This is a genomic window from Aliifodinibius sp. S!AR15-10 (genome assembly GCF_031569985.1).
Taxonomy (GTDB): domain Bacteria; phylum Bacteroidota; class Rhodothermia; order Balneolales; family Balneolaceae; genus JAMQKA01.
In genome coordinates this window covers 104,961-131,616 of record NZ_JAMQKA010000016.1, presented here as the reverse complement: position 1 = coordinate 131,616, position 26,656 = coordinate 104,961, and the positions used below count along the sequence as shown (strand labels likewise).

Annotated in this window: 13 protein-coding genes; all 13 read right to left on the bottom strand. The window is 49.1% G+C overall.

The window, feature by feature from the left end; all coding sequences use genetic code 11:
* Nucleotides 1-231: 231 nt before the first annotated feature.
* The 13 genes from NC796_RS12540 to NC796_RS12480 all read right to left on the bottom strand — a co-directional run bounded on the left by NC796_RS12540 (nt 232) and on the right by NC796_RS12480 (nt 26,497).
* Nucleotides 232-2,895, bottom strand: a complete 2,664-nt coding sequence (locus NC796_RS12540) for a family 78 glycoside hydrolase catalytic domain (protein WP_310684827.1) — start codon at nt 2,893-2,895, stop codon at nt 232-234.
* Nucleotides 2,896-3,384: 489 nt separating this feature from the next.
* Nucleotides 3,385-5,802: a hypothetical protein gene (locus NC796_RS12535; protein ID WP_310684826.1), complete on the bottom strand. Its 2,418-nt coding sequence runs from the start codon at nt 5,800-5,802 to the stop codon at nt 3,385-3,387.
* Nucleotides 5,735-6,583: a hypothetical protein gene (locus NC796_RS12530; protein ID WP_310684825.1), complete on the bottom strand. Its 849-nt coding sequence runs from the start codon at nt 6,581-6,583 to the stop codon at nt 5,735-5,737. Before NC796_RS12530 ends, NC796_RS12535 begins: the two co-directional genes overlap by 68 nt.
* A gap of 115 nt (nt 6,584-6,698) precedes the next feature.
* Complete coding sequence (locus NC796_RS12525; RefSeq protein WP_310684824.1) at nt 6,699-8,168, bottom strand: hypothetical protein; 1,470 nt, start codon at nt 8,166-8,168, stop codon at nt 6,699-6,701.
* A 70-nt stretch (nt 8,169-8,238) separates the two neighbouring features.
* Complete coding sequence (locus NC796_RS12520; protein WP_310684822.1) at nt 8,239-9,633, bottom strand: glycoside hydrolase family 28 protein; 1,395 nt, start codon at nt 9,631-9,633, stop codon at nt 8,239-8,241.
* A gap of 113 nt (nt 9,634-9,746) precedes the next feature.
* The gene (locus tag NC796_RS12515) at nt 9,747-11,483 is read right to left on the bottom strand and encodes a hypothetical protein (RefSeq protein WP_310684821.1); all 1,737 of its coding nucleotides are present in this window, start codon (nt 11,481-11,483) and stop codon (nt 9,747-9,749) included.
* Between the two features lie 33 nt (nt 11,484-11,516).
* Nucleotides 11,517-12,956 carry an alpha-L-fucosidase gene (locus tag NC796_RS12510; RefSeq protein ID WP_310684820.1) on the bottom strand — a complete coding sequence of 480 codons (1,440 nt, stop codon included), beginning with the start codon at nt 12,954-12,956 and terminating at the stop codon, nt 11,517-11,519.
* Between the two features lie 328 nt (nt 12,957-13,284).
* Nucleotides 13,285-14,427, bottom strand: a complete 1,143-nt coding sequence (locus NC796_RS12505; RefSeq protein ID WP_310684818.1) for a sialidase family protein — start codon at nt 14,425-14,427, stop codon at nt 13,285-13,287.
* A gap of 164 nt (nt 14,428-14,591) precedes the next feature.
* The gene (locus NC796_RS12500) at nt 14,592-17,735 is read right to left on the bottom strand and encodes a DUF6298 domain-containing protein (RefSeq protein ID WP_310684817.1); all 3,144 of its coding nucleotides are present in this window, start codon (nt 17,733-17,735) and stop codon (nt 14,592-14,594) included.
* Between the two features lie 127 nt (nt 17,736-17,862).
* Nucleotides 17,863-19,578, bottom strand: a complete 1,716-nt coding sequence (locus NC796_RS12495; protein WP_409070373.1) for a polysaccharide lyase family 1 protein — start codon at nt 19,576-19,578, stop codon at nt 17,863-17,865.
* Between the two features lie 197 nt (nt 19,579-19,775).
* On the bottom strand, nt 19,776-21,344 hold the full coding sequence (locus NC796_RS12490) for an MGH1-like glycoside hydrolase domain-containing protein (protein WP_310684814.1): 1,569 nt from the start codon (nt 21,342-21,344) through the stop codon (nt 19,776-19,778).
* Between the two features lie 267 nt (nt 21,345-21,611).
* Nucleotides 21,612-23,234 (bottom strand): RagB/SusD family nutrient uptake outer membrane protein, encoded by a 1,623-nt coding sequence (locus NC796_RS12485; protein WP_310684813.1) that lies wholly within the window; start codon nt 23,232-23,234, stop codon nt 21,612-21,614.
* Nucleotides 23,235-23,239: 5 nt separating this feature from the next.
* Complete coding sequence (locus tag NC796_RS12480; RefSeq protein ID WP_310684812.1) at nt 23,240-26,497, bottom strand: SusC/RagA family TonB-linked outer membrane protein; 3,258 nt, start codon at nt 26,495-26,497, stop codon at nt 23,240-23,242.
* Nucleotides 26,498-26,656 lie beyond the last annotated feature (159 nt).

Genomic DNA, 26,656 nt, shown 5'->3' with positions numbered 1-26,656 from the left:
AGGACAGGTATGACGTCTATTTTTGCCATCAACAAATTCGAACAATTACTGTAAATCAACATGCTAATTAAAAAGTGTAAAGGATCTCCCCGAACGGGTGTAAACCATGTCCCCGAACAGAACATTCAAAGGGGGAATTTTTAAAAGGTCACAGATAGATAGTTAAGCACAAAATAGGCACAAGGTTCAAACAACAATCTCTGTGAACTCCGTGTACTCTGTGGTTACCAATCACCGTTTGGGGAAATCAAAGCTCCAATCCCCAGAGCCGATTTCAATATTAGTCGTCGAATCCTGTGTTGCTATATTCATGATCTCAGAATGATTACTCACTGGTTCTCCGGATTCCGAAATCTGATCAACCTCTGCAGATGGAATCACCACGGTTGCAATGGAATTAACGGGTATTTTCACATCCAGCGTACCATTTTCACCATCGAGTGACCAGTCGGATTCAATGCGTCCATTGGGAGATTCATACCAAGCCTGCGTCCACTCGATATCGCCGACCATATCCGGATCAATCAAAATGTGGCTATAGGCGTGGGAGCCCTCGGCTTGCTGTATTCCTGCAAGTCCGCCGTAAAACCACTCCATGATATGGCCCAGCATCAGGTGGTTGTTGGAAACACGTTCGAGCGCAGCCCACGATTCAGTCAACGCCGTGGCGCCTTTTTTTAGCTGGTACCCGTAGCCCGGCACATCATCCCGGGTATTCATCTCGTAAAGCAGTTGAGACGCCCCGCCCTGCTCCAGTGCCTTCACCAGGTAATTAAATCCTACATCGCCCGCCGTCAGCGCCTTGTTGTTGGCCCTGATGGAGTCGGTCAGATTGCTGAGTACCTGTTGTCGTTCGAGACTATCCACCAAACCCACTACGAGCGGCATCGCCATGGAAGTCTGGCTGCCGGTGGCATAAATCCCTGTTTCCTGGTTATAAAATTTGTCATTGAATGCTTCGTAAATCTCCCGGGCCTGGGTACGGTAGCTTTCTGCTTCTTCGGTTTTCCCGAGAATCTCTGCCATCTTGCTCAGCAGTGTTATGTCGTAATAGTAAATGGCTGTGGCCGTGAGCGCTTTGGGCGTCAACTGTGCCAGGCCTGGCGCTTCCGGACCAAGATCGTACCAATCCCCAAGTCCGTGGGAGACGATATGATTCTCAGAAGTGCTCTCCAGGTAATCGACATATTTGGTCATCATCGGCCAGGCCTCCTCCATCACCTGTACATCACCGTACCACTTGTAGATCAGCCAGGGCAAAATGACTGATGCACTGCCCCATTCGGGAGAGTCACGGAATCCGACGCCCCAGTTGAACACGACATACTCAGGTGCGATACTTGGGACAAGGCCACTCTCCGTCTGTGAATCCATCATATCATGTACCAACTTTTTATAGAGATGATACAGGTGGTAATTGTAATGAACCGATCCACCCATCAGGTGTGTTTGCTCCATCCAGCCCAGCTTCTCGCGGTGTGGACAGTCGGTCATTACGCTCTGGATATTGCTCCTGATCGCCCACTTGATCAGCTCATTAATCTCATTGAAGAGTCCAAAAGAGGTTTCAAAATGGCCCGTTTGTGGAGCTGAGCTGCGGGTGTGCAGGAAATCAAGGTCAGTGATTTTGGGTAGCTCCCCCTGGTCTGCAGTGCCGGGAGCAGCACCCTCCACCTGGACATATCGAAAACCATAGTAGGTGAATTTAGGCTGCCAGGTTTCAGTGCCATCGCCGTTCAAGGTATATCGGTAATAATGAGGCTCTCCGGTAGCGTCCTGGTTGGCAAACCCTTCCTCCGTCAACAGTTCAGCGGGACGCAGGATGACTTCTTGTCCCTTCGCGCCGTTAACTTCCAGCTTCATGATACCGGAGGCATTCTGACCAAAATCATACACATATGTGCCTGGCTCCGGTTCCAAAATTCGCTTGACCTCCAGGGTGTCCATCACCTTGACGGGATGATTGATCTGGGCTTTAAGTTCCCCGGCTGGGGCTTCTACTTCCAGTGCCGGTTTCCAGTCAGTTCCCGTGGTAAAATTTGTACTATTCCAACCCGGCTGTTCTTGTCGGGCATCGTAGTTTTCACCACCGTAAATACTTGTATAGGTGATGGGAGATTCGGTTGTTTCCCAGTCAGGGCCTGAGGTAACATTTTGTACGGTGCCATCTTCATAAACGACTCGCAGCAGACTCAGCATCTTGGGCATTCCATGGGCAATCACCAGCTTGCGATATCGCTCGCGGTTTATATTATAAAATCCGTTGCCCACCGTAACGCCGATTGCGTTCGCCCCTTCATTGAGCTGATCAGTAATGTCGTAGGTGTTGTAAAACACTGTTTCCTGGTAGTCTGTCCAACCCGGTGACAGGAATCGATCACCGACCTTCTGGCCGTTCAGGTCTGCTTCGTAATGACCAAGACCAGTGATAAAGAGATAGGCTTCCTTTACTGGTTTATCAACGTTGAACTCTTTGCGAAACCTGGGAACTGCTGGTCTTCGAGTACCTTTCTCACCCAGCTCGTCGCCCGGACCATGCACGCCGGGTACAACTTCCAACGATTCAGGTAAGATTTCGTAGCCGATCCATTTGGCACCCTGCCAGTCTGCAGGTTCAAATAATGCTGTTACAAAACGTCCCGGATTGCTCCAGTCGGTGGAATTTCCATTTTCGTCCCACACCCTCACTTTCCAGTAGTAGCTTGTGGCAGGGTCAAGTTCAGGACCATTATAAGAAATGCGTGTATTTTGGCGCCCCTGCTGTTTTCCTGAATTCCAGATATACTCTTCATTTTCAAGTGCTTCTTCTGAAGAAGCCAGCACAATCTGCCAGGCCGACTGATACTGATTTCGAAGGGAGGAGGAAAGCTGCCAACTAAATGACAGCTCCTCCACACCAACGCTTAGGGGTTCTGTCCTACCATTGCACTGGGTTGTGCTTATCTGCAGCGATGGGGATCCACTGCAGCTGGTTAGAAACAGAACGGTGACTAGGGAAATTGTTATACACTTGAGTTTCGCTATTTGCACACTTCTTTAATTTCAATAGTTAACAGCCCATTTTATCACCGGTTCTACTATATCAATCATTTAGAATATCCCATCCACCGTCCTTAGGTTACCCTTACTCCAAGCTTGTTGGGAATTACTCTTTCACCACTCCTTTTATTAATCCCCAAGTCCCGTTGGAGAGTATCTATAAGTTCATATTTAAAAACTACTTTTAAATACAAATATTTACAAACTAATTCAACATATTATTCTGTTTTTAACCACAGAGGACACAGAGATACACGGAGGACTTTACAAGCTTACTTGTTGTCTTCAAATAGTCTTTTATTCCGGCTAATTATCTTTCTCTGGGCTCTCAGTGTTCTCTGTGGTTTACCTTAACTTTTGTTGTACCAGATCAAAATCTTCCATCAAGCCATAACCAATGATATCGTATTCACGGCCGGGCGGCTGGTGTTCAGGGCCATCCCCAAATTCACCTGGAGAGACACGCCAATGCCGCGGGCTCTCGTGATGAGGTCCCAAAAGATTTCTGAGGCTGCCGTAAACATCAACTGTGATCTTGTTTCCTCCCTCTTGCAAAGCTTCGGTAACTTCCAGCTCATAGGGCGGCCAACCGATGACGCCAGCCTGCTCCCCGTTCACCTTGACTGCTGCAACTGTACCTTTCCAGTCATTAAGGCGCAGCAGGTAGTGACTGTCTTCATCCATTCTGGTCAGCTCAATATTTTTTGTGTAGGAAACATGATCAGCATAAAATGGCATACCCTGCTTGTTCCATGCCCCGTGGGTCAAAGGCTGATCTTGTGTCATCCGCCATCCTTCTTCAGTAGATTCCAGCATAAAGTCGCCCCGGATGAATACCCGCTCCAATTCAGAAAAGACGGTCATGGGAAAAGCATGCAGCGTAATCTCGTTTTTCCCCGGCTTCACATATTCACCGATCTCATACACCCCGAAGGAGCGGTCCAGCCACCAGTCGCCGGAATCGGGCTCCACCACGGTGTCATTGACTGAAACTTCCCAAAGCTCCGGCTGCTCAACCACGGCCTCCAGTGTATTGCGTGCAGATTCATTGATATCACCTGCATCAAATTCAAAAGACGCAGTAAATCCACTCTCAGGACCATAATTATTTCGATCCAAAATGCTGGTCTTGTACTGGACGGTCATATACCAGGGATTGCCCTCCTCAAATCCGTGCTGTTCAAATATTTCTTCGGCTGCATCGGCGTAATAGATATCTTGGTCGGTCTTCCCGTCAATCTTCAGGTCCAGGTAATCGAGCGTAAGCACATTGGATTGCTCGCGCCGGACCTGCATAGAGCCTGTCTCCAGTACCTCTTCTGCAGTATCCTGCCCTATGCGCGTTGCTTCTTCAGCCTGGCTTGCTTGATCACTTATGTAAAACAGCTGACTACCAACCGGCGGTAATGCGAATGAAAAACTGACGGATTCGCCGCTTGATTGAGAAGTATATCCCCGGATATCACCCGTGAAAAGATCGAGCTGCTGCACGGATAGGCCGGTGACTTCCACAGTGCCTTCCGCAGGCCCCTTTTCACTCGTGTTTACGAGCAGCAGTAACTGTCCATCCTCCAGCTGCATCCGGCGATGGAAGAGCATTCCGTTACTGGTATCGGTGGTGATTTTGAATCCTTTTGACGGGAGATATCTGTCCACTACCGATGCGGTGAGCTTATCGATGTTTGTCCACTGCTTCTGCCTGCCCTTTTCGTGCAACTGCTTCAGTTTCTCACTGGGAGCGCCATCCACGTATCTCTGTAAAGAATCAGCCGCAAAAATAACTTTGCCATCTTGCTCAACATACTTATTGAGCAGATCCAGCGTGTGTCGATCCACATTTCGCATGCCGGGTGGAATCACAACACGATCATAGCTTCGTTCGCCCACCACAAAACTTGAATTCCTTATCGATCCTTGATCACGAATAACCCGCTCGCTTCCCAAGTCATACTCCACCTGGTGCGCCTCCAGGTTATTGACAAACGCCTGGAACTGATCGCCAATGTTATAAAAATCGATATGTGATGGCGTTCCGGAGGGCGCAACGTACATCCATGCGGAGGTTGTGGGCATCAGTACCAGTGTATGGTTGACCTGCTCACCGGCTGACATTGCCACCGAAAGCCTACTGAAGTAGTCGCCCAGCACGCCGAAATGCTGCCACCACGGTTCATGATAGGAGAACGACGGCGGGTAATCTCGCTTTCGAGATCCTTTTATCGTCATGTACGACAAATGCTGATTCAGGAAGTTCACGCCCAGGGCAAACTGCCAGTCGGCGATCCGCTTCATATCCTGGAAGGTGAGGTTCCATCCCGCGCCGCCGTAAGTCTCACTGATCGCCCGGTTTCGGCCCATCTGGTTGGCCACACTGCTGAGTTCTTTGACCGCCCTGGCATTGCCAAACTGCGTGTTGACGTCGCGCAGCTCTTCCCCGTAATCATTAAATAGCACATCTATACCCGGCATCTGCTGGTAGGAAGCAAGCGACGCCCAGTCGCCGCCATTTTTGGGCTTCGGCCAGTCGTGATCAAAATGGTGGCCGGTCCAAAGCAGGTTGTTTGATTCGGCAAACTCGGAATAGGGCTTGGCCCACCGCTCAACGAAAAGATCGCCAAGCAATGTGTAGTAGTTGTGCCTTACCTGTCGCCAGCTGCCTGTTTCTTCATACAGCTGCGGTAGTTTGGTCCGCAGGTCATAGCCCCAGCGCTGTTTGAAACTGCTCAAACAGATCGGGCGTCCAGCGAATGCTGTTTTCCACATCGGGGTACTCCACGTTGGCTTCATCAGAAAAGATGGCCGGCACGTTTTGGCCGAATTCCCCGCCAAAATTCTGCTGGTATCCGCTTGTCGTAATATCTAGAAACTTTTCTGTCACACCGGGCATGATCAGATCCACATAGGAAAACCCTCCGTGCCAAGGATCATTCTTTTCGTAGAATACTTTCTTGTAGAGATAATAACTCCCCTCTTCGCCCGATTCCGTTTCCACACGGTCGGTAATGTCTACAAACTCTTCACCTTCCTTTTTTAGGATCAAATGATAGTCACCAGACACATTTTCAGGCAGCTCCTCCGCCCGCTCCAGCGCCAGCCCATGACCCTTGTTGACTGACTCCGGCATCTCGACGGGTACGTGTCCACCGGCAAACCCACTGGGGAATGAGTTTTCATCATACAGGTACACCTTCATATCCAGTTGTTTGCCCTGCTCTACGGCATAGTTGAACAGTTCCTGCCACCGACCTGAGAGATAGGGCGTTATCAGTCCCATCCGCGGATGGATGAACACACCGCCGATTCCCTGCTCTTTAAACTGTCGGAGCTGGCGGTCGATCTTTTCCTCGGTCACCCGGTCGTTCCAGACCCAGAACGGGGCCGACCGGTAATGAGAGGGGGGATCCTGGAAGTTGAATTTCAGCTCCTCAAAGGTATTTATTTCTTGTCGCAGTATGTTGTTAGTGGTTTTCTTCTGCTCTGAACAGCCTATTCCAATTGAAGTAATTACAAGCAAAACAAGCCCTTTTTGAAGTGCGTCGATCATACTCAAGCTATTAATTACTGGAATTGATAGAACACAGATTACACAGATACAGCAGATACTCACAGATATCTACGGACATCTACATCATCCCTTCATCCACTTTCCTTCTATATCTTTACTCTTCAACGGGTTCGATAAGGGCCACATACGGTTCGTTGCCAGGCGTTTCGAGGCGGACAGTCCCGCGGTGTCCCCACTGGTTGATGCCGCCCTCCCACTGGACATCCACAATCTCTTCTTCCGACCAAGTGCCCTCGTTAATGTGTAGCCATTTTATCTTCATTTTCTCTGCAAACACCCACGGGTCGAGATCAATCGTGTAGCGCCCGCCTGGAAAATACACGGCATACTGCTCCCCGATATCGGCCAGGCAATAGGCCTCCATGGCGGACGGCTGAAGTTCGACGAATGAAGACAGCAGATCATTGTGTGGACTGGCGTTGAAAATATCGAGCTCCTCCAGCAGCATCGACATCGCTTTCAGGCTGGTCTGCGCCCGTTCGTTAAGTCCAGTGCCCCAGGTGCCTGCGGGACGGTGGAAACGGCTTGATGCGGTACCTGCGAAGATATTTCTCCAGAAACGCTCCACCGCTTCCCGTCCGCTTCCCGCCGAGTAATTGGGACCATCCTGCGAGCCGTAGACTTTGACATTATTCATCGGCATGGGGTTGGCACCGAGCTTTTTTCTCCAGTCCATGATATTGTTATAGTGTGCAGGTCCTCTACCTCCGCGCGAGTCTTGGTTATTCTGTGAAATGTCAACATAACTATAAATATCACTGAACGTCATGGCGTGTCGCACCGAACTGGAGGGATCGAAAATCATACTCGTTACGTGAATATCCCTGCCTGCTTCATTGGCCTGCTGCTTGATAAATTTTGCCCAGTAATTATCCCACTCGCTGCTCTGACTGCCCTCATTATTGATGTTATACAACACATTGCCATACTGCAGCGTAACGGACATCAACTTTTTGATGTATTTCTGCTGGTAATTCAACACCGGCTCAATATTTTGGCTCAGCGAGCCACCGTATACATCTTCTTCACCCTCAATAATTCCCTCTTCCAGGTTCACATTGTTTTGGGGATTCCAGGGATGTTGGTCCCAGGAACCGCTCAGATCAAAATGATCCCACAAGGTGAGCTGCACGATAATATCACGTTTACTGGTCTCCTCAAGGAAAAATTCCAGCCTGTCCCAGTACTCCTGGTTCCACTGGTCAAGATCGTAAACCCCGTCTTTTACCTCGTCAAAAGCATACACATTGCCTTCATCGCGATCGGACATTGTATTGCGAACATAGTTGCCACCAAGCGAAGTGAGTAGGTCCAGATGATCGGTTAGCTTTTTACCGGTCCATTGATACAGGTTGTCGTCATCGCTTGCCCCGATTAACACCACCGGCTCTCCTTCATATTGCCAGTACCAAGAATTCTCCGAGTAGGGCTGAATCACATTATTGTCCGTTATAACTTCCTGGTTTTCCTCAGCCGCATTTTCTGGCTGATCAGTCCCGTCAGGAATGACAAATACCAAGGCAATAAACAGTAAACGGGTCAGTGTATAGATATTAAAAGGCATAATACTCGAAATTTGATATGGTTATTAAAATTGGGTTTCTAACAAAAGGCCACTTTGAAAGACTTATTTTCTACTTCTGTGTTCTATTAGGTACTCCAGTAAATTCCATGGATTGGCCGGGAGCGTCCACATAAACATTTTTCAGCAGAAGATTATCTATGTACTGGAATTCAGCCCCGGTTTCCGCTTCAATGCTGACATCCTCCAGTATAACGTTCTGTGCATGGGCCAGTGGCCACCCTAAAAAGCTGATGGATTCTTCAGCCCCGATCGCCTCCAGGTCCCTGATCGTGATATTCCGGTATCGCGGAGTCGCCTTCTCAAACGGGATCGTTTCCTCGGTCCAGGGATCTGTATAGTCTTCGCCATTCGCTTCCCGGAGGGCATAATGTATAACGGTGCCTGCATTTTTAATGTCCCATCCTACGTGCGTGATGTTTTCAATAACACCACCTCGCCCCGGACGGGCCTTAAACTTGATGGGAGCCTGGTTCCCGTCTGAAGTATTATTGCGAACCATCACATTCTTCACGCCCCCGGCGGTTTCCGTGCCTATGGATACCCCACCATGACCGCGGCCGAAGTGGCAATTCTCAACGACCACATTTTCTGTCGGGATGTCGATCTCAAGTCCATCCGAATAGCGGCCCGATTTAAGAGCGATGCAATCATCATCCACGTTGATAGAGCAGTTTCTGATATAAATATCGCTGCTGGAATCGATATCGATTCCATCGGTGCTTGCCGCCTGGACCTCCCTGTCAATCGCCGGATTATCTATATCGACGCCCTTTATATCTATCCTGTTACTGTAGAGGATATGCACGGTCCAGAACCCGGAATTTTCCAGGCTGATATCCTCAATACTCGATACCGACACGCTGTCAAAAAACACGAGCCGGGGGCGGGGCACATGCCAGTCTATTATATCGGGATGCATGGTACCAGAGAGACTGTCCCGCTTTTCCCAGTAATCCTCCCACCAGTAATAACCGGAACCGTCGATGGTACCTTTGCCGGATATTTTGACATTCTTGGTATTAATAGCATTCACAAGGGCTGAAGGCCAATCAACGGTAAGACCGGCAATTCGTGTATTCTCCAGGGTGGGATAGTTTTCATTGCCTGCAATTCCCCTGAGCTTACCACCTTCGGCTACCTTCAGATGAACATTTTCTTTCAAATAGATGGAACCTGAAGAGAAGACACCTTCTGGTATCAAAACGGTACCACCACTATCCTGATGTGCCTGGCCAATAGCCTTTTGGATGGCTTCCGTATTGACGGTCGCAGAATCACCGACCGCTCCAAAATCTTCAATATTATAGACGGAGGTTTGCCCCGAAGTGGTACCCGATTGTTGACTGCAGGCGATAAAGCCAATGAAAAGGAGTACTGCAAAGAGCGGAAAGCTCCAGAAAAAAGATCTTTTTCGTTGATATGTGTGACTTACTGATTTGTGCATTAGTTTATTGGATTCCTTTCAAATTCCGATTTATCCTATAGAACACAGATGACACAGGTTTGACGGATACGCACAGAAAAAAATCAATCCGTGCTTAACCTGTAGAATCCGCGTTATCTGCGTTCCATACTCTCCATATTTAAATTTTGCCTCATCTGCTCAGTTCGTTGTTGTAGGACATCCTTGTTTAGCTGGAACTCCACCATCCCCAGTGGGTGGAAACGCTTGTCATTGTCGATAGCAGCATACACCACTGTATAAACACCATTGCCCTCGGATATCAGCCCCATCGGGGTGCGCATAATGTCCCACCATTTGTCCACTTTGGTTCGGATCGGGAAGTAGTGGCTTTCGGTCCAGTGGAGGCCGTCCAGCGAAAGCGAGTAGCCGAACATATTGGGCAGATGCAAGCCCCAGCCATCCGGACCTCCATCATAAATGGCAATGTAAACCCCGTTGGGAAGCTGGCTCACAATCGGGTTTTCGATAAACCACGGGTGCATGCTGGTGATCGGGTTCACTGTCGTATCCATACGAGCCCACGGTCCCTGCAAAGAGTCAGCTTCGGCAAGCCCCACGTACCAGCCTTGCAGCGTACTATCCGGATAATTGCTCCACTGTCCCCATGGATAGCCGCCGCCGTAAAAGGCGTGCCAGCCGTCCTCTACTTTGAAGGGGAAAAATGACTGAACCCCTTGGCGTCCTTCCCAAAGCTGTGAATTAAGCCCCGGTTCCATGATTTTATCGATATTTTCGTAAGGTCCCTCAATCCCATCGATTCCTTTCTCAATGGATTTTGCCTGCCAGATTCGTCCAAAGGAATGATTGGGGGCAATCGTCCGATGGGTGGTGTAGCCGACATAGGTCCCGAACCAGCGATCGGCTTTTTCATTAAAAATCGGCATGAAGGACCAGAGGGCACTGCGCCGGTCATTAGCGGGATTGTCGTCATCAGTCACTGCATAATCACCGCTCGATTCAAACAGCGTTGACTGCCGGGTCCAGTTGATCGCATCTTTGCTGGTCCAGTGCGCAATACGGGTTTTGACGCGATCCTGGTACGATCCAACACCCTCTTCCCCGATACGCTCGGTCGGGAACATATGGTAGGTGTCGTCAATCTTTACCAGGCGACCGCCTTCAAAACCGCCGCGGTTGCCTTCGGTGCCCGGCATGCCTTCGTCGACCACCGGCTTGTCCTTCCCGCCGACGATATCAAATAGTGTAGCTTTCTCCGAAAAGCCTTCCACGATGAACGTATCCCATTCGCGGCCATCCATGCGACCGGCATTGCGGGACGTGATCTGCTGATCCGCATCAATAATTCCCACTAACGAAAACAGGCCGTTGCGTCGTGGTTGGATGGTATGTTCGCCCGCTTCCAGCTCAAGCGAATAAATATCAACCGGCGGAAGGCCCGTGAACGTGAGTCCATTTTCAAGGATTGGCTGCGATGACAGGTCACCGCTGAAATCAGTGGGCTTTAGATACTTCTCGTCATCCGCCTGAAACAGTGCCAATAGCACTTGGGCGGATTGATCAAGCTCGATATCAATTGCAACAGGGCTGGCTTTCTCCAGCTTCTCTACCGGAATCTTGATACCGGAAATGCCACGCAGCTCCGGGGCTACGCGAACGAGGCAGTTCTCCCGCCCTTCGAAAGGGTGCCCCAGGTCATCAACTTGATAGGTTGAATAACCGGAAGAAATAATCTCAAAGTCAGCCTCCTGCCATGCCGCTGTATCCGGTTTTGCTTGCTGTAAGCCGCTGGTATTAGCATACAAAAAATGAACGGGTTGCAGTAAGAGAATTCCGAATATTGCAAGAATGAAAACGCTTGATTTCTTCATAAAACCATTTCTATTGGTTATCGAATTGGTCGTTTATTCTGTTTCAAACCGGAACACAACGGCGAATTCATCCGGCAGACGTGCATCGGGGACCGTCAGCGTAATGCCAATGCCTTCACTGGCCTCCTCAAAGGATGCATCATGGATCTCTTCGAGGCCCAGCAGCTTCACATCACTGAGGGGGTCATCGAGATTTTGTTTGTTCAATTCCTCAAGATTAATCTCGGTATTCACGCCCGGCCAGTCCATAAAAATGGCATACACGTAATCACCCTTTTGCGTATATCGCACCTCGTGTTCATTCTCTGTTGTTTCTCCATGCACTGCAAATGGCCTGGTTTCATAGATACTTTCCCCAAAAGACCAAAGCCAGCGGCCTACACGATGTACTACATCTTTCTGGTTCTGCGGAATCGTCCCGTCTGCTTTGGGAGATAGATTCAACATCAGCTGCCCATTTTTACTCACTACATCGATAAGATGTTCAATGATATATTCGGGTCCGTGAATTTTCATAGCATCCACATAGCCCCAGGAATACGACGCCCCGGTGCCAATCGGCATGTCGCTTAGCCATGATTTATCCACAATTTCATCCGGACCATCAATCTCATGATCCTTCATGCCTACATCTTCCGGAAGACCTTCCTCCTTATAGGTAATGATTACATCCTTGTCTTTCTCTTCTGCTGCATTCAGGTAGTGAGCCACGTAGTCCTTTACATACTCATCGGGAATTTCTTTCAGCCAGTAATCGAAATACATGAGATCAGGCATAAATTTGTCCACTACCTCATTGCTTTTGCCGACCCACATCTCCAGCCATTTTTCCTTAGCCATGGGCGTACCGTAGAGCTTGTTGTATTTGGGATCGGAAGCCTCCCACTGCGGTTTGGGATCCACATACCCATAATTAAGAGCGTGGTGCAGCGAGGCCACAAACTTGACATCCTTTGCGCGCAACGCCTGGCTCAGCTCCTCAACAATATCTCGCTTGGGCCCCATCTCCTTCGTGTCGAACGGGGTCCATTTGCTGTCCCACATCGCAAAGCCGTCATGGTGCTCGGCCACCATTCCGGCGAACCGGGCTCCGCCTTTCACAAAAAGCTCGGCCCACTGCTGGGCGTCGAAATTCTCCCCTTTGAATCGCGGGATGAAGTCGTGATATCCAAATTCAGAAAGCGGCCCATAAACAGCTTCGTGCCGCCGGTGAGTTCCCAATTTGGCATAAGGCGCCGTATTGTGCATGTGGCTGTAGTAGTGCTCGTTATTGTAGGCGGGTACCGAATATACACCCCAGTGCACGTATATTCCGAACTTTGCATCCCGTATCCACTCTGGGACCTCCTGGTGTTTGGAGAGCGACTCCCAGTTCGGTTCGTATTCCTGGGCTTCTGCGTTCGTTCCGAACACCAGACAAATTAGGAGTGTAATTACACTTGCGAGCCAGCTTTTTCTTGTATTTAAAAACATTGCTTTGTGGTTTTATCTGAGTAATTAATACTATTTTCTTGCCATAAGACTGTGCATATCAGCTTTCTACTGTACCGAGAATTCAATCTCCCTAAATCCCTCTACCGCCAGTGGTCGGTCACCGTACCGCCGGTAGTTGGTCACGGCTCCAAGAGGGACTTCTGGGTATTTGCTGTAGAACAAAAAATTGCTGATGCTTAGAATTATGAGCCGTCGGTGCAAGCTCTTGGAGAATAGCCTGTCTGCCTATTGGCGGAAGGACAGGAGGATTGACCCTGAATTACCTTGGATTAATTATTTCCAAATGCATCATTCTGTCACAATCCGTTCATTCTACCTGTACCGGCCACTCCCCATTTTCAATCGGACGCAGCTCCAACTCATCGGGATCCACTTTTACATACTTAATACGGTCGCGTCGCCAAGTGTAAACGATGTGAACCATGCCATCCTCCGACTGTATCACCGACGGATAAGAGTACTGGCTGATCTCTGAATCTTCCAGCACCAGTGCAGCACTCCAGGTTTTACCGTCCTCTGAAACCGCGACATTCAGGGGCGCTCGCTCCCCTTTGCCTCTCTCCGCTCCTTCCGGTGGAAGCACGTGGTTATAAACCAGCAGGTGGCGACCGTCATCCAGGGTTACCGCATCGAGGCCGGAATTATTATTGGGCAACGAACTCTTGGAAAGCGGTGACCAGCTCTGACCATAATCCTCTGACCAGGATTCCACAATAGCCCGGCTCTGACTGCGGCAAAGCATCTGGAGGGTTCCATCCCCGTGATTCAGTATTGTCGGCTGGATGACCATAAATTCTTCTCCCTCGTTAAGAGGACCCACTTTTTGCCATGTTTCCCCGGTATCCTGAGAAATTTCGAAATGCACCTGCCAGCCATCGTGCTCGGTACTTGAGCCACTGATAAGATCACCATTGTCCAGCAGAACCGGCTTGTTTTTTATCGGTCCCAAAATCCCTTCCGGCAACCGCTCCGGCTCCGACCATGTTTGACCGCCGTCATCAGAGGTGATCAGCATACCCCACCATTCAGAGGGACTCGGTCCCACTTTGTAGAAAAGCATTATTTTACCCTTGGGCGTGCGGTATAGCACGGGATTCCAGGTCGGATACCGGGTTTCCTCATCTTGCACACCGTTAGCCACCTCAACCGGTTCGGTCCATTCTCCACCATTGGGCTTGCGACTCACCCAGATGCCCACATCAGGATTCCGTTCTTCAGTGCCGCCAAACCAAGCCGCTATTACCCCCTCTTCCGTCTCCTCAATCGTTGAGGCATGAGCCGAGGGAAAGGAGGCTACTTCATAGATAAATTCCTCTTCCACAACGGCTTGGTTCTCATTTTCGCTGCTTGATTCCTTACCACATCCCACAGCTAGTAACAACAACAGCACTGTAAAGACCAATGCAGTCCAGTTACTTACTTTGTAATCCAGTGCAATCGTATTATTCATTTTATCCCTTTTTCGTTGAGTACTTTATTTTTTAGTGGTTAAAATTACGAGATTGAACGGAATATCAGCCTTTATCACTTGCGCGAAAATTCATTCCCACGCTATGGATATACACGATTCATTCGTTTTTCTTTTTATTCATCCTTTAATCCCTGTCAGACTATCTATTCTTTTGAAATCCAAATTACCACAGGCTCGTCTGAAGACATATCCAGTTGAATGGAATTGCCCTCAACACGTCTGGAATTTCTTTTAACGGTGCGGCCGCTCTCCGGGTTGATCCAGCTTATTTTTACCTGCTTGGCATCTGCTACTTTAAACTCAGCCGGTTCCGAAGTTTGGCTGTAGAGGATATATTCACCGCGTTCATTACTCAGAATCCATTGATCTATATTCGACTCCCCCTTCGATAAAGGTTCCATTGCCAAGGCATCCTCCAGGAATTTAGGATCTTCAACTTCAGGGATACGTGGCAGCGACCCGCCGGCCATGAACACGGCCCAGCCATACTCTCCTTCTCCCTTCGAGGAATAGGTAACCGCTTTGTCTGGATATTGATTTCGGTATTCGCGAACAGCCCGGTAGACCTGCTCGAACGAGCTGGATCCTGTTTCTACAAGCCTCGCATGTTGTCGCGGGGCGAGGTATTCACCACCACTTGGGGCATATAGACTGCCATCTTCCCGGTAATGCCAGTATCGAATATCAATAAGATCAACCGTTTCTGATCGGCGGGCATCTGCAAGAATCGCATCCTGCACATCTTTGGTCACACTCAGTCCTATAAGGGCGTCGTTTTCGTGATCCGATTCCCATTCTTCAATGGTATCAACCCAAAATTCGGTAAAGTGGATCGGCCCGGTATATTCTGCCCCGATAAGCTGGATCACATTGCTGTTGTCCGCAAAGTTGGAAAGGCATTTTCGAATGTATTGCTGGTGAAGCGGACGCCGAACCGGGTGCATGCTGTCGTAAAATAGTTTTGACATGAAGATCCGCTTGTCGCCGGCATACGGTGGTGGTTCGGGAAATCCGGTATCATTGATATTGTTGGCCGAACGCCAGGGGAAGTCGGCCCAGTGCGCCCCGGCCTCCAGGATGTTATGCTGAAAATAGTTTTGATGCATGAGCATGATTCCCTCTTTCTCAGCCATATCTGCAAAGGTACCAAGGCGATTCCAGTACCAGGGATTGTATTTGGTGAGGTCATATTTACTGAGTCCATCCCAGGCTGTGCCTTCACCACTTCGTTCAAACGGAAGCTCATAAAAGGGAGGCCATACATCCCCATTCATGCGCCGCACGCGCTGGTGATCGTCGCGGCGGCGGTCGTACCAAAGTCCATAATTGTGATCCAGTGAGGCTATATGCTGTTCATCAAACGATTTTATAACCTGTTGCAGGCTGTCGGTGAGCCCGTCACCGTATTGTCCCGGCACATAGCGTGTCACATGCGGGGTGGCTTCCCGGGCTCCGTAGGGTCTTGCTTCACCACGCCACCAGCGCACGCCCTGCCGTTTACCTGTTAACAGTCGGCCATTTTGTACCAGCTTGCCATTTTGCATTTCCACTGGTGAAACAGCTTCTTTCGATGGGGAGCTGGCCACATCCGATGGTTGCAACTGTTTAACTCCAGAAGCCGCGGTTGGAATAGGATTTCGTTCAAATGCCCGGTCGATCCAGTCTTGCAGTAGCGGCGGGGGCTCAGTGGATTGTGCCATCATCTGTGCGGCTTCCGCTTTGGTGGGACTGGTATATGACTTGGTACTTATCGGCAAAAGGTTGGCCCTTTCTTGCACGTGCTCGCCCAATCGATCCGAAAGCTGCGCGTAGTAGAGGCTCCGCGGCTGGACGTGGTCGTTTACATTGCCCCAGTAGCCGTCGCCGTAATACTGCGCCCAAATGCCGATCGCCCAGTTTTGAGCAGTGGGTGGCTTGTCACATTCAATTTTTGAAGCACTGCACTGCCAGATCATGCTGTTGGCGGCGGTCCAGCCAGCCCCGCGGGCACCCTGGGCCCGGTTAAAAAATCGAAGTGCTCCTCCATCCACATTGACGATGTCAAAAAGGGCGCCCGACGCCCAGCTGTTTATCGCCCCGCTGAAGCTATGCGGCTGGTCGGATGTACATTGCACAAAAGCATTTAACGTAGAAAGATACCCGGCGGAAAAATCGTGGTAGCCATCTTTGGCGTACAAGCGCTGGAAAAGCGTCTGCTGACCCCTGGTCCAAAATGTGTAGCGACGCTGTCCGCCAATTTCTGAGACCGGATTCAGCGACTTGCTATCCTCAACAGTGATTCGTCTGCCGGTGCGCCGTATCATCACAGCCGAACCCGCAAAATGCTCGAATACGACCTGGCGAACCCAGCCGTCCAAGACATTCTCCATAGAAATCGCCATCCAGCGGTGCGATTCATCTTTGGGGCTACTTTCGGCATAAGCAGATTCCAGCCTGATATTTTCTACACCCACCTGTCGAATCCGGCTCGGCCAGTGGTATTCCGCAATTGAACCACTTCCGTAGGCGGAATCCAGTGCCGTGGTAATCGGGGCGTCAATAGTGATCGTGTTACCTTCAACCTCCGTAATAGTACGATCCCACACAATATCACGTTCGCCGGGCTTCCAGCCGATCCAATCAATTTTACCGCCGAACTCTGCCATGTCCAGCTCCTCAATCCACGCTTCCGTACTTGGGCGTCGTACCTGCACGCGATCTCCCTGCTGAAGGTGATGGTTTTCTGCCACCTTAAACTGCATGGCATTCACGGGCACATAGGGATCAGTTATCTCAACTTTTTTCTGCAGTTTTCGATCGTTTATGCCGGCAATCCTTATCAGGGTTTCTCGCGATTGCCCGGCTCCCACCAAGACCGTTCCATCTTCACCCATTCCGCTACCCCGCAGAACAACCCCGGAAGCGGAAAGCGTAAGGTGTCCACCCACTTTGTAAGTACCTTTTTCCAGTAACACGGCCCCGCGAACGCCCTGATCATCGGCGGGAAGGGAGGCCACATAATCGATCGCAGCCTGGATCCGTCGCGTATCATCTCCCTTTTTAACCGGCACTACGATGCGAATCGGCACGTCAGGAATGGGCTGTTCTCCCGCCATATACCCGGCATAAGAGAAATCGGGGATGCGATTACCGCGCTCATCTTTGGAATATACGAGCTCACCCTGCTCATTTTCCGATATGGGGCGAGCCGGCCTATCCTGGCCCCATCCCACACCAGGTAACCCTGACAGGATAGAAATCACCAGTATACTGGCGATACCACATCTCAACCAATCAATTCTTCGCATCTGTTCTCTTTCAATTTCTAAAATGCTAAACTGAACACAGATAACACTGATTGGGCGGATAATCACCGATGAATATTGGACTCCGTGTCCGATCAGCATCATCTGTGTAATCCGTGTTCTATTAAGATTAATTTCCCATCAACTTACCCTTTTCGGCCAGGGTGTCATAATTGTTGTTTGGATCGGTCCAGTCCACATTTGTTGTTGGATCAATGCCGTTGATATACATCTCGATATTCGTGTAGCCATCTCCATTCAGATCGCCGGTGGCGTCAGAAGAATTTTCAGGATTCAATCCGTATTTTTCTTCCCATCTATCCGGCATGCCATCACTGTCCGAATCGGTGTATGGCTCTCCGTTGTATTCCGGGTAACCGCCCACCTGGCTGATATCCATGATGATTCCTTTTTTATATGAATCATCCGGCATCCGACGAGAGACATATTGACTCCCGGTATCCACGATTTTTCCATTGGTATTATTGATCTCACCGGTTCTCACCTGCTCAATCACGCGCTGGTCCACCGCATCTCGCTTGGGAATGGTAGCGCCCGCGTTATTGAGTACAAATTCATAGGCTTCCTTTGCCGGCATCAGGGTAAAATTTTCGGGTAAGGGAAACGGCTTTTCTCTTTTCAGGTATGGCAGGTACTTTTGTTCTTCTTCAAAGTCCATGTCGTCAAGCTGAACTCCGCCAGCCCAGTTATCCCGGGTTATTTCGGGATATCCCACAATATGATTTCCATCTACATACGCACGTCCCCACGCCAGGGAATCGATATTGCCACGTTCGGGCTCAATAATTCGATGGGCTACCGGATCGCCCTTGGGTGTTATGGGTCCTGGCTTATAGTAGTTATTGATCATATTAAACATTGAGCGGTAATCTCCGCCGTCAACCGACCGGTTCCACCAGTTAAACAACACGTTGTTGGCAAATGTAAAATCGCCCCACATCCCAACGGATGGATTCCTTCCCACATTATTGGCCCAAAGATTCCGCATAAAGGTGCTGTTGAGTCCGCCCAACGTACTGCCGAAGGCGTGGTTGTAGGTATCCAGCGCCTCCGATGAGATCGTATTCTGAATCGTGATGTTTACCGCGGGAAATTTCTGTTCATCATGCCCGGTATCAAAAATATTTCTGTAAATCGATATATTCTCATCCAAGCCCCAGCTAGCCGAAACATGGTCGATGATCACATTGCCGACCGCGGGTCCACCAAGGGCATCGTCGCGCCGGGTGACATCCGTAATGCCGCGCCGGAACCGCATGTGACGGATAACCACATCATGGGTATTGATCTTTACAGATTCCCCGGCAATACACACGCCATCGCCCGGTGCGGTCTGCCCGGCAATTGTGATGTAGGGAGCCCGGATATATATCGGGGTTTTCAGCCTGATAATGCCGGAAACGTTAAAAACCACAATGCGCGCCCCGCCGGACTCGAGGGCTTCGCGGAAGGTTCCAGGCCCACTGTCGGCCAGGCTGGTGACTACATAGACATCTCCGCCACGACCCCCAGGGGTATAGGCGCCACCTCCCTCGGCACCGGGAAATGCAGGGATATCGGCCTGGGGCAGATGGCTGGGAATGGAGGCGTATGGAATGTAGGGTCGCCCGTTCTGATGCTGCTCCATTACGGTAGGAGCCACTTGCTTCCAGATGCTGTCCGACCGCGCCTGGATCCGCTGCATCTTCCTGTCAGCCTGCTGCTCCAATGATTCCGGCACCGTTGGATACTGTGCCTTAGCCGGCGTTTCAAATGCTGCTAAAACGAAAAGCAAAGTGATAACAAATAAACATATTTGGCATATACCTTTACCGGTTACTCCCATGTCGTATTTTCCCTTATTGATTTTTGATTATTTACTTAAATGAATTATCGAATCCCGCAAGCCTCTTTTAAGGCAGAAGCTTGATTTTATATATAAAAACTATTTTTAAATAAGAATTTATTAGGTTTTTTACAACTCTTCCAGGCCTAATTCCCTGTACTATAAAGACTTCACAGCATACGGATTTGGAGATACTTTTACATTCCCGATGCCGGCAATGGTACATTTACAGACTCAATGGACTCAGATTGGTGAATACGTTCGCCGTCCACCCAAATTTGAAAACCGGGTCCACGATTGTATTTGCTGCCATCACGATCCCAGGCTATTGTAAGCTCGCGCCCGTGATAGTTTACATTATCCAGCGCAAACCAATCCCATTCTCCTTCTGGTATCAATGGTTTCACTTCCAGGGTTTCATCTGCGCGTGGACGAATCCCCACCAGATCGCTGATTATCAAGTCTGCGAAGCCAGAGTGGTTGTAATAGATGCTTCGGGGATTATCGCCATGCAGCCACTTGCCGTTGACCTCGTCATGGTATTCCCCGATATAGGGTCGTCCATATTTCTCGTGAGCACCAGCATACGTCTTCAATTCGTCGAAAAAATCATGCTCGGTCATGTCGTGATTTTCATAGTATTTCAGTAAACGCGCCAATCCTTTCAGTGTCTGCGTAGTTGCAAAGGGCCAAACGGCACCATCCCACTCAGAAGTACCCACTCCCGCAGTTCGAAACTCGGGGTGACGGCGCTCGGCGGTGGTAAGTCCCATTGGCGCATCGAAGCCTTCCGGGTCGCGCAGCTGTTGCCATGCTTTTCCATAGGTGGCGCTGTCTTCCGGCAAACCGAAATACCATGGGATAAAGCCGATCGCCTCGCGGGCACCGTCAAGTTTGCCATTGGGGTGGAGCACTTTGAAAAAGGATTCTTCAGCGTCCCAAAGGTTTTCATGGACTTGCTGCTTCAGGCGTTCGGCACGCTGGGTGTAAACCGATTGCAAGCTGTCGATCCCGATCATCCCGGCAATTTTTGCGATCGCTTTAGCATTGCCATACATGTAGCTGTTGATGGTCGGCCGGGCGTTTTTGTCGGTCCGCGAGCCGCTTATCGATTCCTCCATCGCATCGCGCACATCATATTGCCAGTACATTTCGTTGGGCAACTGCTTTTCGCGCTTCCACTGCAGGTAATCCTTGTCCAATTCATTAAGAAGCGCTGTCACAAAACCCTGGTCCTTGTTGACCAGGTAACGTTTATAAATCGCATCGGCTGTCCACTGGCTGTATTTGTGCAGATCCGCATCCTCGGCATAGTCCTCCCATATCAGCCAAAAATTGGTGTACTGGTCCATATAGCTTGGATCGGTCAGCCATCGGCCCTCGTAGAGATGGTGTCCCAATGCGGAGCTAATCGTATTGAAATTCCCGTCATGTCCCACTGGCCGGATGAATTCTGTGAGTACAAATCCTGCCGGCGTCTGCTTGATATGCTTGCGAAAGGTCCACCAGCGGAAGTAGTAGATCTGCTCTATGGTGGAGTCAGGGGCCTCAAACAGCGGCACGTTATTGGACAGCCAATCGGCCGACTCCGCATTGGAGATATGGTTAACAATGCCTTCCTCCTCCATCTGGTTAAAATAGGAGACGTGCTCCCGGAGGATCTCATCAGAAAGCAAAGAGCCCGCAGAATCTGATTCGCGTGCACAATTTGTCAGTATTACTCCTAAAAAAACGCATAGCACCAGGTTTTTAACATTAAAATCCATACAAAATTCAATGAGTATATAATATTTCAGTTTGTGCAGACAGGTAGAATCCCTGGCACCAAAGGTGGGTGCAACGTTATCCTTCCCATGCGTCTATATCATTATTGATATAGGCAGGACCTATCCCGTCATTTTATTCATATATAAAAAATAATTTTTAATATAAAAAACACACAGGCCAGTTATCAACCGGCCTGTGTGAAATAGTGATGAAGGTAGATTTTTAGTTACAAGTCTTTCTGAGCTTGCTGAGAATACTCTTTGTAATCAGTTATAAGCAGGATTTTGCGGATACTCACCGCTATCGAGTGAGATAGCGCTTAGTGGGATTGGACGAAGGATCTTGTAGTTCCCACCCGCTCCCAAAAACGGATCCGATCCACTTTCAGCAAGTGATCTGATCTGGGGATTGTATTCCTTTGTACGCTCCATAAGCTTCCCGGTGCGTTTAAGGTCAAACCAGCGGAATCCCTCTCCTGCCAGTTCCCTTGCACGTTCATCCAGGATGAAATCTATCGTCACATCCCCGGCGCTTATCAGCATATCCGACTCGTGTCCCGGCATGGCAGCGCGTCGCCGAACTTCGTTAATCCGGTCTGCAGCAGTGGCATTATCTCCCATTTTGAAGTAGGCCTCAGCTGCAATCAGATAGGTTTCTCCAAGACGGGCTAAAAACACGTCGTGCGTATAGTTTACATCGCTGGTTTGGATCCGGTCATACTTCATAAGGCCCGGGAAACTTCCCTGGTTGTCACCATCCCACCAAGTCGGCCCAATTGGCACAATATCGGTCTCATTTCGGTTTTCCGGATCTTCAGCCCTCCACTGTGTGGTATCAGAGAGTTGCTCACTCGTCCGCGGGTAGTAGTACTCAACGGGAGAGTTCTCCGGATTCAGCACTGCTCCCACGTATGGGGACGTATGCATATTCCTGAAGGTACCTTCAAACCGGTCATCATACTCTCCATACAGTTTGAAAAGATGTTCTGTAGGATGAAGAATATTTTTCTTGGATACCCCTTCTCCCTGTGCCTGAATCAGCGGTCCCCAGGGATAGTCCCAGCTGTGGCGCCCACCGTTAACCAACGATTCCTGGTCATACTGGATCGACATTATCACCTCACTGTTAGCATCATTGTCATAGGCAAAAATGTCTTTATACGGCATTGAAAGTGGTTCACCTCCGATAGCTTCATCCGCGTATGAGGCGGCGTTTTCGAAATCGGTGGACTCCCCGTAGTCTTCATATCCTCGAGTCAGATAGACTTTGGCCAGAAGATGCCGCGCGGCCCGTTCCGTTACCCTGCCGTAGTCTGACTGAGTTACCGGCAATTCTTCGATTGCCGTTTCCAATTCAGAGATAATGAACTGATAGACTTCACTTGCAGGAGTCCGCTCAAAATGAGTGATCGGTTCAGCCACCATTTTTTCAACCATGGTGACATCCCCAAACGACTGCACCAGCAAGAAATAGTAATACGCTCTCAGGAAACGTGCCTCGCCCTTGCGCGACTCCAGTTCCGGGAAGGGTTCGGTTTTGTCTGCATAATGCAGGGCGGTATTGGCCACCTGGATACTTTCGTACAGGTTTTGGAAGAAACCGCTCACCTGGGGACTACCGGGCGTCAGGGTTTGGTAGGTGGTGAGTCCCTGTGGCGCATCCTGGTGGGATCCAAAAAACAGGTCGGTTCCCGCAGAGTACATATATGGAGACTGGCGTACCTCTCTGAGAGTGGTATAAGTCGAATTAATTAATGATTCGTAGCCTCGTTTGATATTATAAAAATTTTCGGCTGTTTTACTTGATTTATTATCCTCAAGCAAGAAATCAGAGCAGCCGCTTGCAAGCAGAAGACAAACAAATACAACTATATAATGTAATTTCTTCATAATCCTTAAAATGTAATGTTGGTTCCAAATTGAAATACTCTGAATGAGGTGGAGTTAGACACGGAGCCACTGATACCGGCACCAGCCCACTCAGGGTCAAAACCGTCATATTTTGTCCATACAAAGGGATTCAAAACATTTGCATATAACCGCATTTTTCGGATACCAATTTTGTCCAGCAGCGAAGTACTCATGTTGTACCCCAGCGTGATATTTTTCAATCTCACAAAAGAGGCATCTTTATTGAACCCTGGATATCCATAATCCTCTGCATCCTCACCCCAATACTGTCCCTGGTAAGCTGGTTGGGGATAAGTATTGCTGTACCGGGCCTCGGTGTGTGGATTCTCACGCATGTAATACGGTACGTCCAGAATCTGCTTACTGTTGAAGTCCGTAAATTCCTGGTGGAAATCACTAAACAGGAATACCCCTTGCTTGGTATACAGTGTTGCAGACAGATCCCAGTTCTTATAGTTAAATGTGGTTGAGAAGCTGCCGGTCCATTTTGGCTGAGGAGAGCCAAGCACCTTCATGTCATTATCCACATCAATTTTCCCGTCGCCATTCAGGTCTTTAACCTTGGCAGTTCCTTCTAGTTCTTGACGTTGGCCTGGATCCAGTTCATCCTTTTGCCAGATACCATCAAATACTGCGGCATATACCACATTTACGGGTTCGCCTATGAACCAGCGGTTGGCTACATCATCTTCTTTGCCCCCGTAAAGTTCAACAATCTCGTTCTCGTTGGTCGAGAAGGTGAAGTTGGTTTGCCATCTGAAATCGTTGGTCTGGATGTTTACGGTCCTCAGCTGAATCTCCAGACCTTTATTACTTAACGACCCGATGTTATCATTCATACTTCCCCAGCCGGTTGGTACAGCCAGTTTACGCGATAACAGCAGGCTTTTCGACAACTTGTCGTACACGTTAAATTCACTGGTAATACGGTTACGAAGGAAGCCGAAGTCCAGCCCCAGGTTCCATTCCCGGGTACGCTCCCAGGTCAGTTCTTTATTGGAAATTGAATTCGGTCTGAAACCAGTGGCCACAGAGCCGTTCCAATCGTAGTAGGTTTGCTGATCGACGGAAAACTGTGTTGAATAGGGATTGATATTGTCGTTACCTGTATGCCCGTAGCTGAGACGCAGCTTTAAGTTGGATATTGCCGGGATATTTTGAATAGCTCTTTCCTCAGAAATTCTCCAAGCTACAGCTGCCGATGGGAAAAAGGCCCATTTATTACCCGGCGCTAACTTAGAGGATCCATCCCAGCGACCGGTAGCTGTAAACAGGTAGCGATCTTTGTAAGAGTAATTCAACCTGTTTGTCAGGGACATCAGCGAAGTTTTCCGGTAGTCACTGGAAACAGCCGGATACGTAGCGCTACCCAGGTTATAGAACTCGGAGTTAAAGGGGAGATCCCAGCCAAAGCCGAACAGGCTGTTATTGCGATCCATCTGCATAGAATAGATGAAATCATAGTCAAACCGGTGATCACCGAACTCTTGAATGGCGCTCAACTGGTTATCCCATACATAAGAAAAATCCTGAGTTTTGGTCATTTGACCTCCGGCCTGCCCACCATAGGCAAGTTTGTCCCAGTAGTACCCGACCTGCCCGATTCGCACGTTCGGGGAAAATGTGGACTTTAACGTAATCCAGGGGACCGGATCGAACTGGAGATAAAAGTTCGAGATAACATAGTTTTCCCGTGTCTCATACACATTGTACTTCGATTCGGCCAGGGGACTCACATTCCCGGATATTCCCTTCATAGGTATCTGGATCATTTCGCCGTCTTCGTTGAAAGCAGGTGTCCATTCTGGCATACGGAAAATTTGCTGCATGATCCTCTCACTCATCCAGTCTTTGTCGGTATAAGATAAATTGATATTTGCACCCATGGCCCACTTGTCGGAAACATCGGCATCTATATTCGCTTTAAAATTGTACTTGTTATACTTTTGTCCTTCTATATTCCCGTTATCTGATAAAATACCGGCTCCGATCAGATAACTCAGGCTCTCGGTTCCACCTGTAGCCGAAAGAAAGTGATTGGTCTGAATACCCGGCCTCATCATCAGATCTACCCAGTCTGTATAATTTTCGTTTTCGATCACATTCATCCAGTAATCATGATCCTCTCCAGTGGGAAATCCGAACAGATTGTCAGGTGCATTCAGGGATTCGCCTTGAACCAATTTCTCGGTAATTCCCCTATTCTTTGTATAGGTAATGCCTTCCTCGGCATTGACGAAATCCGGCATATTGGCAATCGTTCTAATTCCCACATGACTTGAGTAGTTGAATCGCGGTTCACCCTGCATTTCACCAGACTTTGTGGTAACCAAAACAACACCGTTTGACCCACGAGAACCGTATATAGCGGTTGCAGAAGCATCTTTTAAAATATCGATGCGCTTAATCTGGTTGGAATTCAAAAAGTCAATATTGTTTGTCATAACACCATCCACCACGTACAAGGGATCGCCTCCGCTCAGGGAGTTCACACCGCGTATATCGATATCAAAACTACTGCCCGGCAGACCGGTATTCGCACTGATATCTACACCCGCTACCTGGCCTTGCAAGGCGGATATAGGGTTGGTTGTTCCCTTACTGGAGATATCTTCAGAACCGATTGTGCCCACGGCACCGGTTAAATCTTTTTTCTGGGCCGATCCATATCCCACAACCACGAGTTCTTCCCCGGAAATAGCAGCCGGAGACAGTGCTATATTAAGATTACTGCGGCCGTTAAGCGGCACCTCGCGATTCTGATACCCGATGAAAGAGAATATGAGCGTATCGGAAAGCGACGATACGGTCAGCTCAAAATGCCCGTTTGTGTTGGTAGATGTACCAGTTGTGGTACCCTTGATTACAATATTCACACCCGGCAGCGGGTCCCCGGTTTCGGCATCTGTGACCGTACCTTCAACCTGGGCCATACTTTGTTCGAATTGCTGCCTTGCTGAATTAATCACCAGGTGGCTGTCCCTGGAAAACATGTAATCCAGGCCGGTTCCTTTCAGCAAAAGCTGAAGTGCATCACTAACACTGATCCGGCTCTTGTTCACCGTTACTGTTTTCTCCGTAATCCTGTCTTTACGATACGTGAGCCTGAGACCAGCTTTCTGGGCCACTACCCGAAGCGCCTTCTCCAGCGACACGTCATTCATATTAAGGCTGATCTTCTTCTTTAAATAAGTCTTATAAAACATGCCGTTCTCACCGGGATCATAGTCATAAGAATTCACCCAGCTATATTTATTTGTAGACTGTATCGCTTCTGAGTCAGGAGCTAAAATCGATGTACTAAAAAGCAAGATCGTACTCAGTAGTACTATAAATTTCGACCTCGTAGACATACGTTTTAGAATGTTATTCATATCCATCATCAATGCCCTTGTTTTTTA

Bases quoted from the DNA above. Each gene is read 5' to 3' on its own strand.
- NC796_RS12535 (WP_310684826.1), bottom strand. From the start codon at position 5,802: ATGTGGAAAACAGCATTCGCTGGACGCCCGATCTGTTTGAGCAGTTTC.
- NC796_RS12530 (WP_310684825.1), bottom strand. From the start codon at position 6,583: ATGATCGACGCACTTCAAAAAGGGCTTGTTTTGCTTGTAATTACTTCA.
- NC796_RS12525 (WP_310684824.1), bottom strand. From the start codon at position 8,168: ATGCCTTTTAATATCTATACACTGACCCGTTTACTGTTTATTGCCTTG.
- NC796_RS12520 (WP_310684822.1), bottom strand. From the start codon at position 9,633: ATGCACAAATCAGTAAGTCACACATATCAACGAAAAAGATCTTTTTTC.
- NC796_RS12515 (WP_310684821.1), bottom strand. From the start codon at position 11,483: ATGAAGAAATCAAGCGTTTTCATTCTTGCAATATTCGGAATTCTCTTA.
- NC796_RS12510 (WP_310684820.1), bottom strand. From the start codon at position 12,956: ATGTTTTTAAATACAAGAAAAAGCTGGCTCGCAAGTGTAATTACACTC.
- NC796_RS12505 (WP_310684818.1), bottom strand. From the start codon at position 14,427: ATGAATAATACGATTGCACTGGATTACAAAGTAAGTAACTGGACTGCA.
- NC796_RS12500 (WP_310684817.1), bottom strand. From the start codon at position 17,735: ATGCGAAGAATTGATTGGTTGAGATGTGGTATCGCCAGTATACTGGTG.
- NC796_RS12495 (WP_409070373.1), bottom strand. From the start codon at position 19,578: ATGGGAGTAACCGGTAAAGGTATATGCCAAATATGTTTATTTGTTATC.
- NC796_RS12490 (WP_310684814.1), bottom strand. From the start codon at position 21,344: ATGGATTTTAATGTTAAAAACCTGGTGCTATGCGTTTTTTTAGGAGTA.
- NC796_RS12485 (WP_310684813.1), bottom strand. From the start codon at position 23,234: ATGAAGAAATTACATTATATAGTTGTATTTGTTTGTCTTCTGCTTGCA.